The organism is Vicinamibacterales bacterium (assembly GCA_036504215.1).
Classification (GTDB): Bacteria; Acidobacteriota; Vicinamibacteria; order Vicinamibacterales; family Fen-181; genus FEN-299.
In genome coordinates this window covers 1-12,865 of record DASXVO010000033.1, presented here as the reverse complement: position 1 = coordinate 12,865, position 12,865 = coordinate 1, and the positions used below count along the sequence as shown (strand labels likewise).

General features: G+C 65.4%; 11 protein-coding genes. 6 read left to right on the top strand and 5 right to left on the bottom strand.

Annotation, left to right across the window (positions count from 1 at the left end; all coding sequences use genetic code 11):
• The first annotated feature begins 13 nt into the window (after positions 1 to 13).
• Positions 14 to 2,665: an AMP-binding protein gene (locus VGK32_08085; GenBank protein ID HEY3381712.1), complete on the top strand. Its 2,652-nt coding sequence runs from the start codon at positions 14 to 16 to the stop codon at positions 2,663 to 2,665.
• A gap of 87 nt (positions 2,666 to 2,752) precedes the next feature.
• On the opposite strand, the gene VGK32_08080 is transcribed toward VGK32_08085, so the two are convergent.
• The 4 genes from VGK32_08080 to VGK32_08065 all read right to left on the bottom strand — a co-directional run bounded on the left by VGK32_08080 (position 2,753) and on the right by VGK32_08065 (position 7,516).
• Complete coding sequence (locus VGK32_08080) at positions 2,753 to 4,546, bottom strand: phosphoenolpyruvate carboxykinase (GTP) (GenBank protein HEY3381711.1); 1,794 nt, start codon at positions 4,544 to 4,546, stop codon at positions 2,753 to 2,755.
• A gap of 55 nt (positions 4,547 to 4,601) precedes the next feature.
• Positions 4,602 to 5,750 carry an AmmeMemoRadiSam system protein B gene (amrB, locus tag VGK32_08075; protein HEY3381710.1) on the bottom strand — a complete coding sequence of 383 codons (1,149 nt, stop codon included), beginning with the start codon at positions 5,748 to 5,750 and terminating at the stop codon, positions 4,602 to 4,604.
• A 521-nt stretch (positions 5,751 to 6,271) separates the two neighbouring features.
• The gene (locus VGK32_08070) at positions 6,272 to 6,523 is read right to left on the bottom strand and encodes a hypothetical protein (GenBank protein HEY3381709.1); all 252 of its coding nucleotides are present in this window, start codon (positions 6,521 to 6,523) and stop codon (positions 6,272 to 6,274) included.
• 6 nt (positions 6,524 to 6,529) lie between these two features.
• Complete coding sequence (locus VGK32_08065; protein ID HEY3381708.1) at positions 6,530 to 7,516, bottom strand: Dam family site-specific DNA-(adenine-N6)-methyltransferase; 987 nt, start codon at positions 7,514 to 7,516, stop codon at positions 6,530 to 6,532.
• Positions 7,517 to 8,377: 861 nt separating this feature from the next.
• On the opposite strand from VGK32_08065, the gene VGK32_08060 reads away from it, so the two are divergent.
• The 5 genes from VGK32_08060 (at position 8,378) to VGK32_08040 (ending at position 12,566) form a co-directional block, all read left to right on the top strand.
• Positions 8,378 to 8,668, top strand: coding sequence for a nucleotidyltransferase family protein (locus VGK32_08060; GenBank protein ID HEY3381707.1), 291 nt, complete (start codon positions 8,378 to 8,380; stop codon positions 8,666 to 8,668).
• A 313-nt stretch (positions 8,669 to 8,981) separates the two neighbouring features.
• Complete coding sequence (locus VGK32_08055) at positions 8,982 to 9,212, top strand: AbrB/MazE/SpoVT family DNA-binding domain-containing protein (GenBank protein ID HEY3381706.1); 231 nt, start codon at positions 8,982 to 8,984, stop codon at positions 9,210 to 9,212.
• Positions 9,209 to 9,616 (top strand): PIN domain-containing protein, encoded by a 408-nt coding sequence (locus VGK32_08050; protein HEY3381705.1) that lies wholly within the window; start codon positions 9,209 to 9,211, stop codon positions 9,614 to 9,616. The genes VGK32_08055 and VGK32_08050 overlap by 4 nt, the downstream gene beginning before the upstream one ends.
• Positions 9,617 to 9,872: 256 nt before the next feature.
• Positions 9,873 to 10,346: a hypothetical protein gene (locus tag VGK32_08045; GenBank protein ID HEY3381704.1), complete on the top strand. Its 474-nt coding sequence runs from the start codon at positions 9,873 to 9,875 to the stop codon at positions 10,344 to 10,346.
• A gap of 84 nt (positions 10,347 to 10,430) precedes the next feature.
• Positions 10,431 to 12,566: a DEAD/DEAH box helicase family protein gene (locus VGK32_08040; GenBank protein HEY3381703.1), complete on the top strand. Its 2,136-nt coding sequence runs from the start codon at positions 10,431 to 10,433 to the stop codon at positions 12,564 to 12,566.
• 62 nt (positions 12,567 to 12,628) lie between these two features.
• Here the strand turns inward: VGK32_08040 and VGK32_08035 are convergent.
• Positions 12,629 to 12,865: nucleotidyltransferase domain-containing protein (locus VGK32_08035; protein ID HEY3381702.1), on the bottom strand; the 237-nt coding region annotated here is incomplete at its 5' end.

Genomic DNA, 12,865 nt, shown 5'->3' with positions numbered 1-12,865 from the left:
GGTGAGGATGTCCATGGTGCGGAACGGTCTGCGGCTGCTGCTCTCGTTGATCGGGCGGGCGCTCTTCTCGCTGCGGTACAGAATCGAGGTGCGCGGCCTCGACCAGGTGCGCGCGAAGGGCACACGCGCCGTTCTGTTTCTCCCCAGCCATCTCGCGCTGGTCGATCCTGCCATCCTGATGGTCGTGCTGGACCGGGGCTTTCACCCGCGTGCGCTCGGGGACGAGTATCAGGTCTCGCGCCCGATCATCGGGGCGCTGGCGCGGCTGTTCGGTGTCCGCGTGCTCCCGAACATGGAGCGCCAGGGTCTGTCGGTGATGGACGCCACCCTTCGTGCCCTCGACGACACGATCGCCGGCCTTCGGTCGGGCGAGAACCTCCTCTTCTATCCGGCCGGTCGCCTGCGCCAGCATTACCTCGAGGAGATCCGGGCCGCCAGCGGTACCGACATCCTCGTCAAGGCGGTCCCCGACGCGCGCGTCGTGCTGGTGCGCCAGACAGGGCTGTGGGGCAGTAGCTTCAGTCTCGCCTTCAACGGGCGCATGCCGGATGCCGTGGCCACAGCGTTGCGGGGTCTGAAACTCCTGCTGCTGAACGGCGTGCTCTTCATGCCGCGCCGGCCGGTTCTCATCGAGTTCGTCGAACCGGCGGACTTTCCGCGCGACCAGGACCGCATGGCGATCAACCGGTACCTGGAGGAGTTCTACAATGCCCGCGCGCCCAGGAATACCTACGTGCCCTACGGCTTCTGGGAGAAGAGTGGACCCCGCGAACTGCCGGATCCGCAGGTGCGGCGGATGGCCGGTGACCCGGAGCAGATGCCGGAGGGCACGCGGCGGATCGTGGTCGAGGAACTGTCACGGCTCACCGGCCGCGCCGACCTGGGCCTGACCGATCGGCTTGCACAGGACCTCGGCCTCGACAGCCTCGCCGCCGCGGAACTGGTGATGTGGATCGAGAAGGAATTCGGGTTCTCCGTCGGCACGCCCGAAAGCCTCGTCACGGTGGGCGACGTCGTGCTGGCCGCGTCCGGAAAAGGCACCTCGGCGATCGAGTCGGAGCTGAGGCGTGCCAGCGCGGCGTGGCTGGCGTCAGGCGGCACGGACCGGGTGGCCGCTGCCGACGGCGCGACGATCACCGACGTGTTCCTGAACCAGGCGGCGCGCGGGCCGGGACAGCTGATCCTCGCGGACCAGACGAGCGGCGAGACGACGTATCGCAAGCTCGTCATCGGCCTGCTCGTGCTCGTGCCGGCCCTGCGCGATCTGCAGGGGCAGTACGTCGGCATCATGCTCCCCGCGTCGGTTGGTGCGGGCCTCTTCTACCTGGCGGTGCTCTTTGCCGGGAAGACGCCCGTGATGATCAACTGGACGACCGGATCCCGCAACCTCGTCCACGCCCTCGACCTGCTGGGCGTCGGACGCGTGATCACCGCCAAGGCGCTGCTCTCGAAGCTCGAAGCCACCGGCGTCGATCTGTCGGCGCTGGGCGGCCGGTTCCTCTTCGCCGAGGATCTGCGAGCGACGGTCACGACGGGGCGGAAGCTCGCGGCGCTCGTCCGAAGCTACATCAGTTGGGGCGCACTCAGGGAAACCCCGCCGCCGGAACAGGCGGTCGTGTTGTTCACGAGCGGCTCGGAGAGCCTGCCGAAGGCCGTGCCGCTGACCCACGAGAACATCCTGACGAACGTGCGCGACGTCCTCTCGGTCGTCCCGCTGGACCGGAGGGATGTGATCATCGGGATGCTGCCGCCGTTCCATTCGTTCGGCATCACCGTCACGACGATCCTGCCGCTGTGCAGCGGTCTCAGAGCCGTGTATCACCCGAATCCAACCGAGGCGGCGGTGCTCGCCCGCGTGGTTGCCGGCTATCGCGTCACCATGCTCGTTGGCACCCCGACCTTCCTCCACGGCATCGTCCGGGCGGCCACGCGCGAGCAGATGTCCTCGCTGCGGTTGGCGGTGACCGGGGCCGAGAAGTGCTCGGACGGTGTCTACCAGGCGCTCCGTGCTCAATGTCCCGGTGCCACGATCCTGGAAGGCTATGGCATCACCGAGTGTTCGCCGATCGTGTCGGCGAACCGGCCGGAGGCACCCGTGCCTGGGAGCATTGGGCGGTTGATGCCAACAGTGGACGGCGTCGTGCTGGGGCTCGAGTCGGGCACGCCGGTCGCGCCAGGCGAGACCGGAATGCTCATGGTCCGGGGCCCCAGCATCTTCAGCGGGTACCTGAACTACAGCGGCGAGTCGCCCTTCGTGGAGTGGGACGGGCGGTCATGGTATCGCACGGGGGACCTGGTCCGGCAGGATGAGCACGGGGTGATCTTCTTCGAGGGCCGCCTCAAGCGCTTCGTGAAGCTCGGCGGTGAGATGATCTCGCTCCCGGCAATCGAGGCCGTGTTGCTCCCTCATCTCGCGACTGCCCGGGACGAAGGTCCGGTGCTTGCGGTTGAGACCGTCGGGCCGGCTGAGAATCCGGAGATTGCGCTGTTCACCTGCCGGGAGGCGACGCGCGAAGGGGTCAACCAGATCCTGCGAGCGGCCGGGCTGAGCCCGCTCTACAACATCCGCCAGATCATCCACGTTGATTCGATTCCGGTTCTCGGGACCGGCAAGACCGACTATCGGGGGCTCGAGGAGCAGTACAACAGGCGGGTGGGCGGGTAGGCAGCGGGCAGACAGGAAAGGGGCGAAACCGAGGCGAGTTGGTCGACTCGCAAAGTTCCGCCCCTCGTTCTGCGTGCGCGGTGCGCGTTACCCGCGCGCCGCGACGAGCCGCTGTTCGAGCGCACCGAGTTCGGCGATGAGGCCTGCGGGCAGGCGGTCGCCGAAGCGCTCGTAGTGCTGCTTGATCGACGGGAGTTCAGCCAGCCAGCCGTCGACGTCCACCTTCAGCAAGATGTCCATCGCGGCCTTCGTGATGTCGAGGTTCCTGAGGTCCAGAGCGCCCGGCGCGGGCAGGCAGCCAATCGGTGTGTCCACCGCCTGCCCCGTCCCGGTCACGCGCTCGAACACCCACTTCAACACCCGGCTGTTGTCGCCGTAGCCCGGCCACAGGAACTGGCCGTTGGCGTCCTGGCGGAACCAGTTCACGTAGTAGAGGCGAGGCAGCGCGGCCGGATCGGCGCTGGCGCCAACCTTCAGCCAGTGCGCGAAGTAGTCGCCCATGTGGTAGCCGCAGAACGGCAGCATGGCGAACGGGTCGCGGCGCAGTTGACCCACCTTGCCCGCGGCCGCCGCGGTGGTCTCGCTTCCCATGATCGAGCCGAGGAACGTGCCGTGCTGCCAGTTGAACGCCTCGGTGACGAGCGGCACTACGGTGGCGCGGCGTCCGCCGAACAGCATGGCCGAGATCGGCACGCCCTTCGGGTCTTCCCATTCCGGTGCGATGACCGGGCATTGCTTCGCTGGTGCGGTGAAGCGCGAGTTCGGGTGCGCGGCCTTCCGGCCGATTCCAGGACGCCAGGGCCGCCGCAGCCAGTCCATGAGTTCTGGCGGCTCCTTGTCGGTCAGATACTCCCACCAGACGTCGCCGTCAGGCGTCATCGCGCAGTTGGTGAAGATCGAATTCGCCTTCAGTGAGAGCAGGGCGTTGGGATTCGACTTCATGCTCGTTCCGGGGGCGACGCCGAAGAACCCGGCCTCCGGGTTGATGGCGTAGAGCCGGCCGTCCGGGCCGAACTTCATCCACGCGATGTCGTCGCCGATCGTTTCGACCTTCCAGCCGGGGACCGTGGGCACGAGCATCGCCAGGTTCGTCTTGCCGCACGCCGAGGGGAAGGCCCCCGTCACGTACCGCACCTCGCCTTTCGGGCTCGTCAGCTTCAGGATCAGCATGTGCTCGGCGAGCCAGCCCTCGTCGCGCGCCTGCACCGACGCGATGCGCAGCGCGTGACACTTCTTGCCGAGGAGGGCGTTGCCGCCGTAGCCCGAGCCGAACGACCAGATTTCGCGCGTGTCCGGGAAGTGGCAGATGTACTTGTTGTCGGCGCTGCACGGCCACGGCAAGTCCGGGTCGTTCCCGGTGAGCGGCGCACCGACCGAGTGGAGTCCCTTGACGAACTCACCGTTCTCGCCCAGCGCGTCGAGGACCTTCGACCCGACGCGCGTCATGATGTGCATGTTCGCGACGACGTACGGTGAGTCGGTCAACTCGACACCGATCTTCGCGATGGGCGAGCCGACGGGGCCCATGCTGTACGGGATCACGTACAGCGTGCGTCCCTTCATCGACCCGGCGAACAGCTTGGACAGCGTCGCTTTCATTTCCTCGGGGTCGGCCCAGTTGTTGGTCGGGCCTGCGTCTTCCTTGCGCTTCGCGCAGATGTAAGTCCGATCCTCGACTCTCGCGACGTCCGCGGGATCGGACCGAACGAAGATGCTGTTGGGACGAACGTGGTTCATGGAGATGGCCGTGCCGGCCTGCACCATGAGACGGAGCATGAGCTGATATTCCTCGGGCGAGCCGTCGCACCAGCGAACCTGGTCCGGCTGGCAGAGCGCCGCTACCTGGTTCACCCACTCGGCGAGGTGTACGTGCCTGGTCATCTGTTCTCCTTTAGGGGCTGTACCCATCAATCTTACCGAATCTGGCCGGGTCGGGTCACTTGAACCCGACGGCCTGGTAGGTCACGAAGTGGTGAAGGTTGGCGTCGCCCGTCAGGCCGAGTTTCATCGATTCGAGCGGCAGCCACGGGAACGAGAGGCTGGTCCCTTCCCGCAACGGATAGCCGGTGAGCGTTCGATGCTCGACCGCCTCGGTCAGCAGCCCGGCGAATTGGACGCCGAAGGGGACGGCAAACCGTCCGCACCAGGTGACCTTGTACTGGTCGATGTCCTCCTGGTTCACGAGTTCGGAGAACAGCCCCTTCAGTTTGTCGCTGCTCACGGCGCCAGCCAGGTAGCTCGACACGAGGCGCTGATCGAGCTCGGTGGCCTTGACGTAGCCCACGCCGTCACAGCCGGACGGATGGTAGTTGTAGTAGCTCCACCCGTAGTCGCCGTAGTGCTGACCGTCGCCGGACACGAACACCGCGACGTCCTGCCCGAGTGTCCAGCGATGCGCGGCCATCACCGCCGCCAGCGCCTGCGACAGCTCGGCCGCCCGGGCGTGGAGGTCGTTCCATGGCATGAACGGGACCAGGATCGGAACGATCTCGACATCGCGGTTGTAGTACTGCAGGAACGGGATGAGGGCTTCCAGCGAATGCTCGGTCTCCATGATCGGCCGGCTGACGGTCTGGCTCGAGGCCGGAAGGTGCGCCAGGATCTCGGCGCGCGCCGACGAGACACGGACCGGCGCGTACGGGCCCCGCCAGCGTTCGAAGTCGTCGAAAATGAGTTTGCCGCGCACGCCGAAGGCTTCCGACCAATGGGCGTTGCCGATCAGGATGACCGTTCGAGCCTTGATGTAGCGCGCGATGTGCGCGTAGACCCGGCCCGCCAACATGTAGTCGTCGTGCGGGCTCCATCCGGCCACCAGCTTCGCGTCCTCCGTCCATCCGTATCGCTGCCTGACGGCCGCGAGTTCGTCCTTCTCCGCGCGCTCGCACATCCCGCCGATTGCCGTCATCTGTTCGGCGGTCTGCGGGAATCCGACGATGTCGACCAGGCCGCGGAGGCCGCCGTTCGACGGGATGGCCACTCGCTGGAGGACGCGTTCCATCGGTATCTGTCCGTGCACCGCCGCTGATGCTGCCGCCACGACGATCGCTCCGATCGCCAACCGCAATCCCCAAGTCGTTCTTGTCATGATGATTCCACCATTGTGGCGCCTGGCCAACCGGACGAGCACTTCATTCTACCTCTTGCCGTCGTCGCGCCCGCTGCGCAGCAGGTCGGCCATCGTTCGTGTGCCGAGGCGCTCATGACCACGCTGTCGTGTTCGATGGTCCGGGCGTCGGCCGTGACGCTGGTCGCGGTCGCGGGCGCTTTCCCGTGCTGGAACCAGCAAAGCCCGCGTTCCGCCTGGCCGATGTTCGGAGAATTGAAGACCCGGAACGATCCGGAAATCACGAACGACAGGACGGAATCGTGTGGGGGCCGAAGCCCTGGAACACCAACGGGTCGTGGCGAACCATGAGGCCCGGCGTCTGACCTCGCCGCGGTGACGCCGTCCACGGACGGACACCGGACCACCGAGAGCAGCTTGGTGTCGTCGCCGCGTTGCGCGCCGCGCTCACGCACGGGAACAAGGCGCTCGTCGCGAACAAGGTCTTGGTCCTCGGTCGCGACCATCGTTCGGCCGCGAGGACCGAACCGCAGGGTGCGCCGTCAGGCGGTCGCCTCGGGTGCACAGTTCGGCGGCAATGCTGCGTCGGGCAATCCGAAGAAGAGCCGCAGCCACGCTTCCAGATCCTCGAACCCGACCGCCTTGCCGGTCGAATACAGGTAGGACCGCATCTGGGCGGAGAATCCCTCGCCAGCGAATACGAGAATTCCGGGAATGGGCCAGGCGTTGATGTCCAGGATCGTGGATGGGATCTTCTCTTCGCCGTTCGCAACGGCCGCCGCTTTTCCGGCCATCGCTCGTTACTCCCCGCGCTCGGGAACGTTCGTGATGATGTATTCAAGAACCTGTCCCCGCGCGGAAGCCTTCGAGTTGATCGCACGCCTGGCAGGGACGCGATGGGCCGACAGTCCCGCTCGACGAGCTGTCTCATCACGCTCGTAGAGCCGCTCGATCAGTGGTGCCGTGGAGTTGCTGAGGACGACCTTGCAGCCTCGGTTCGCGAGGTCGATGACCACCTTCTGAAGGCGAACCTGCTCCTCCTCTCCGAATCCGCCGGAGGTGTAGGACGTGAAGGATGCTGTAGCGCTCAGCGGTGCATATGGCGGATCGAAATAGACGAAATCGTCTACCTTCGCCTGCCCCAGGACCGTCGAGAAGTCGCCGAGAAGAATACGTGTTCGCGTACGAGAAAGTGCCGCCGCGGCGTTGCGCAGATTGGCGGCATCGCAGATCCGAGGGTTGACGTACCGCCCAACCGGCACGTTGAAGCCGCCACGAGCGTTCTGACGGAACAATCCGTTGAAGCCGGTACGGTTCAGGTAGATGAGCATCGCCGCGAGCTCCGGGGTGTAGGCGTCGGCGAGCGGCCGAGGTTCCTGATCGCGGAGATGCGAACGCATGGGATTGAACCTGCGATCTCTTACGTCGTAGTAGTGCACGGCCGGGTCGCTCTGACGCTCCTTCGCCAGTGTTCTCAGACCGCGAATGAGAACCTCAGCCTGGTCGCGAACCGCGCGGTAACAACCGACCAGGTCCTGACTGTTATCGATGAGGAGTGCGTCGCGCCCTTTCAGCAAACCGCGAGCGTGGAGGTCGAAGAAGACCGCGCCGCTTCCGACGAACGGTTCGAAGTAGTTGCCGAACTGATCCGGATAGAATCTCCGCAAGCGCGGCAGGAGCTGGCGCTTGCCGCCGGCCCATTTCAGGAACGGGCGCGGGCTGTCATCAGCGTTCTGAGAGGATCGGGACTCTCGCGACACGGGGCGCTTGTGCTCGGACTTCGGCATGACAGGAATGTGAATCCGGGATGCGGCGCAGCCCGATTCGGACGGGCGATGATAGCACGTCAATTCGTTCGCAACGGGCCCTCAGCACGCTTCGGCCATCCGGACCGCACATGTCGTCGGTGAGGTCTCAGAAGTGCCGCTGCGCAAAGGCGCGGTCCTTCGACGTTGCTCAGGACCGTCCCGAGCGCAGTCGAGGAGCGGCCGGAGCCGGACTTGAGGTGTCCGTCGAGGTCAGGGCTGGCGGCGCATGGCGAGGCGGTGCAACGTCCTGGGGTTCGCGGCAATGAGGGCTTCCTTCTTTGAACGAGTCCAGCGTTTCAGTTGCGCCTCGCGTTTCTGGGCAGCCGAGCGGGAGTCGTGGATATCGGAGTACACCACTCGCACTGGACGGCGCGCCGCCGTGTACTTCGCGCCACGGCCGGCGTTGTGCCTATTTTCGCGTTCGCTGACGTCGTTGGTCGAGCCGGTGTAGAGGGTGCCGTCACTGCAGCGGAGGACGTAGACGAAGTCGGCTGTTGGCGTCTTGCCCTTCGACTCGCGCCCTTCGGGCGATCGCTCAGGGCATTCTCCCTGACGCGGCGGGCTCGGGTCCTGATCCGGTTTGGCGCCGGGTTCGGCGAGGATCTAGGGCCGACACCGTCTCAAGGTTCCGGCCGCGAAGCGACGATTCAGGCCCGTAAACATTGGTCCAAACGCGAGCTTGCGTCTCCACGTTTGCCCCTGAAGCACACGTCGCCGATAAGCGCGGCGGGACGGGTCCTTTAGGCACCCGGTCCGCACGCGACGCCGGATCTCGGCGTAAGACGTCGGCGTGCGTAACGTCTGCGGTTGGACCCGGCAGGGCGTGTAGTTGGGGTCGTGATGACGACGACAGAGATCGTCCAAACGGAGCGCGACGAGATCGTCCGGATCGCCGAGCGACAGAACGCTCGCGACGTGCGGGTATTTGGGTGGGTCGCGCGGGGTGAGGCGACCGAGCACAGCGATATCGATCTGCTCGTCTCGGCGGGCGAAGAGACGAGCCCGTGGTTTCCTGCCGCGCTCGTCGCGGAGTTGGAGCGGTTGTTGGGACGGAAGGTCGACGTCGTGACGGAGGACGGGCTGTATTGGCTGCTTCGGCGCCGGATTCTCCAGGAGGCGCGACCGTTGTGACCAAGGACGCCCGCGTCTATCTTGTTCTCGCGACCCTCCCTCCGCTCGACCAACTCGAGCGAGAACTCACCGGCGACGATGACGGGCATCCAAGGGGATAACCCGGCCGACCCCCTCTGAGGACACCGGGTGGCCGGTCGTCTTGCCACCGCTGCCAGTCCGACGGCTTTCTCGGGCGGGAGCGCTGAGGGAGTCAGCTACCCGGGCATCGGGGGCGCCGCGAGCGCCACTCCCGTCGATCCGCCGAAACAGAGGAAGTGTGTCGGAAATGATATACTTCGATCCGTGTATATCCACTCGAGGAGGACGTCTCATGCAGGTTGCGAAATGGGGTAACAGTCTCGCCGTTCGGCTGCCCGCAGCGGTCGTCGAGGCGTTGGAACTGAAGGAGGGCGACCAGATCGAGATCGTCGTCGCGGGCGATCGGGCGTTCGGCGTGAGTCGGGACCGGCGGGCGGGAAGGGCCATTGAACGCCTTCGGCGACTGCGCCGCGCCCTCCCAGAGGGATTCACGTTCGACCGTGAATCGGCGAACGAACGATGAGCGACAAGGTCTTCCTCGATACCAACATCCTCCTGTACACCATCGGGCAGGACGCTGTGCGGACGCCGGTTGCTGAGGCACTGGTCCAGCAGGGTGGCATTGTCAGCGTCCAGGTTTTGAATGAGCTGGCTTCAGTTGCGCATCGCAAGCTTAAGATGACGTGGCAGGACATTACTCGCGCGCTGGGCGCGCTCAGGATCCTGTGCCCATCAGTGGTCCCTATGACCGTAGAGACGCATGACGCAGCGCTCCGACTGGCAGTGCGCCATGGGTTTCACATCTACGACGCTCTCATCGTCGCGACTGCCCTTGAAGCGGACTGCCGCACGCTCTACTCGGAGGATATGCAATCAGGCCAGGTTATCGGCGGCCGCCTCACGATCCGGAATCCGTTTGCCGCGTGAAGGTTCGCGGGAGGTCTACTGAGAGAAGCTCGGGCGGCTGGTGCTCAAGGCATGAATCTACCGCGAGGGGATCGCGAGAGGCGACGGCGCTGGGATGAGCGATGACCCTCAATCGGTCGACCGCCGATCTTCATCGGAGGCGAAGATCGGGCTCTTCCGGTCGCTCTTCCGCGGGCGCGAAGACGTATACCCGCGTCGATTCGAGAGCCGGAGGACCGGCAAGGCCGGGTATGCGCCCGCATGCGCGAGCGAGTGGGTGCGCGGCGTCTGCGAGAAGCCCCGCATCAAGTGCGCCGAGTGCCCCCATCGTCGCTTCCTTCCGGTGACCGATGAGGTCATCCGTTGGCACTTGTCTGGTCAAGATGACGACGGCCAGCCCTTCGTCGCGGGCGTCTACCCACTCCTTCTGGATGAGACCTGCGTCTTCCTTGCCCTCGACTTCGACAAGGGCAGCTGGTCCGAGGATGCTGCGGCGTTCCTCGACACGTGCCGTCGGCTGGATGTGCCCGCCGAACTCGAACGCTCTCGGTCAGGACGAGGCGGACACGTATGGATCTTCTTCGAGGACGCTGTTCCTGCTGCGCTGGCCCGCCGGCTTGGCTCGCATCTTCTGACCGAGACCATGGAACGCCGGCCCGACATCGGACTGGATTCGTATGAGCGTCTCTTTCCGAACCAGGACACGATGCCGCAAGGGGGATTTGGCAACCTGATCGCATTGCCCCTTTAGAAACGACCCCGCGAGCAGGGCAACAGCGTCTTCCTCGATGACGCGTTCGCGCCATGGGCCGACCAATGGGCGTTCCTCGCACGCGTGCGTAGGATAGGCCGCCTACAGATTGAGGGGATCGTTCAGGAGGCCGAACGGCGCGGTCGCATCCTCGGCGTGCGGCTGCCGCCACAGGATGAGGGAGAAGACGAGCCGTGGACAGCCCCTCCGTCGCGCCGCCGCAAGGAGCCGCCAATCGTCGGCGAACTCCCGCAGACCCTGGAACTGGTTCTTGGCAATCAGATCTACATCGCCAAGGACGGTCTACATCCCGGCCTCCGAAATCGGCTGCTGCGTCTCGCGGCGTTTCAGAATCCTGAGTTCTACAGAGCCCAGGCGATGCGCCTGTCGACCTACGACAAGCCACGCATCATCGCCTGCGCAGAGGACCATCCGCACCACATCGGCTTGCCGCGAGGGTGCCTCGACGAGGTTCGTCAGACCCTGACCGACCTCGGCGTTTGTTCGGTCCTTCGGGACGAGCGCTACGCCGGTCGGCCGTTGGATGTGAGCTTTCACGGTGAACTCCGACCCGAGCAACTGACAGCAACGCGTGCGATGCTGGCCCACGAGACCGGCGTCCTGGCCGCCACCACGGCCTTTGGCAAGACGGTCATCGGTGCCTGGCTGATCGCCCAGCGGGGCGTGAACACCCTCGTGCTCGTGCACCGGCGTCAACTGCTGGACCAGTGGGTCGAGCGGCTCTCGACGTTTCTTGATGTGCCGGCGAAATCCATCGGTCGCATTGGGGGCGGGCGAAGCCGAGCCACCGGGTTGCTCGACGTCGCGATCATTCAGAGCCTTGTGAAGAAGGGTGTTGTCGATGATCGCGTGGCCGAGTACGGCCATCTGATCGTCGACGAGTGCCATCACCTGTCGGCGCACAGCTTCGAGCAGGTGGCGCGACAAGCCAAGGCGCGTTTCGTCGCGGGCCTGTCAGCGACAGTTGCGCGGAAGGACGGCCACCATCCCATCATCTTCATGCAGTGCGGGCCCGTCCGTTATCGGGACAACGCAAGAGCCCAGGCGGCGGCACGCCCCTTTGAACATTTCGTCCTCGTGCAGCCGACGGCCTTCATGTCGAGCAGGAGTCCCGATCCCGACAGGCGTGTGGAGTTCCAGGCGATCTACCAGGAATTGGTCGATGACGATTCTCGCAATCGTCGCATTTGCGACGACATCGTCGCGTCGGTGGACAGCGGCCGGTCGCCGCTCGTGTTGACAGAGCGGAACGACCATCTCGACCGCCTCGAAAGCGGGCTCGTTGGGAAAGTGCGGCACTTGGTGGTCCTGCGTGCGGGGATGGGCAAGAAGCAGCGGCAAGCTCTCGCGGGCCAGTTGGAGGCCATTCCGCGCGAGGACGCCCGCGTCATTCTGGCAACCGGCAAGTACGTGGGGGAGGGATTCGATGATCCCCGGCTGGACACGCTGTTTCTGACGTTGCCGGTCTCATGGCGCGGGACGATCGCGCAATACTCCGGCCGCCTGCATCGCCTCTATGACGGGAAGCGAGAGGTCCGGGTGTACGACTACGCGGACCTGGACGTACCGATGCTGGCGCGCATGTTCGACCGGCGCTGCCGTGGCTATGAGGCGATCGGCTACACCATTCTCCTGCCGGCGAGCGCCATACCGGGGTGGCCGGCGGATGTGGTCCTGCCATCGGACCCGGTCTGGAAGCGCGACTACTCAGGCAGCGTTCGGAGGCTTGTGCGGGACGGCGTCGATGTGCCGCTGGCAAGCCTGTTCGTGCATGCGGCGCGCGCCGTGCCACCGGATGCCGAAGGAGCCGAACGCGCCCGCAGCGCCACGGAGGAGTTCCTGTTCCGACGGTTGGAAACGCTGATCGAGACCAAGGGGCGGTTCACGCTGAACGAGTCCCTACCGATTCCGTTCGACGGGCAGGGGCGGCTGGAAGTCGACTTGCTCAGCGCTGAGACCCGCGTCGCTGTTGAGCTGGACGGAGGCCAGCACCTGGCAGATCCGGAGGCCTACCGGCGAGACCGCAGGAAGGACCAGTTGCTGCAGGAGAACGGCTACTTCGTGCTGCGATTCCTGGCGGAGGATGTAGGAAGAGACCTGGACTTGGTACTCGATGCGATTCTGCGGTCGCTGAGCCAGCGTCAGGCCATGTTGTCCACGGACCCTACTCTCTCGTTCTCGAGGAGGAGCCTACCCTGAAGTGCGACCGGCGGCTGTGTGGATTTGTGTGTTGTGCCGAGCGATGTCGCCGGCTTCTGGGGTCACAGCGGTAGGCCCTCGCGGGTGACGGTCTGAACGAAGAGGGTGGTTCGCCACACCGGGTCGGCCAGAGAACCGGCGGTGACGACGCGCGGCGGGATGTAGAGATCGCTCGCGACGTTGATGTCGAACGCAATGTCGATGGCCAGGTCTTCAGCCCCCACGCGATCACCGGTGACGACCACGAGTACGTCGAGATCAGAGTCCGGCCGAGAGTCGCCCCTGGCCTTGGAGCCAAA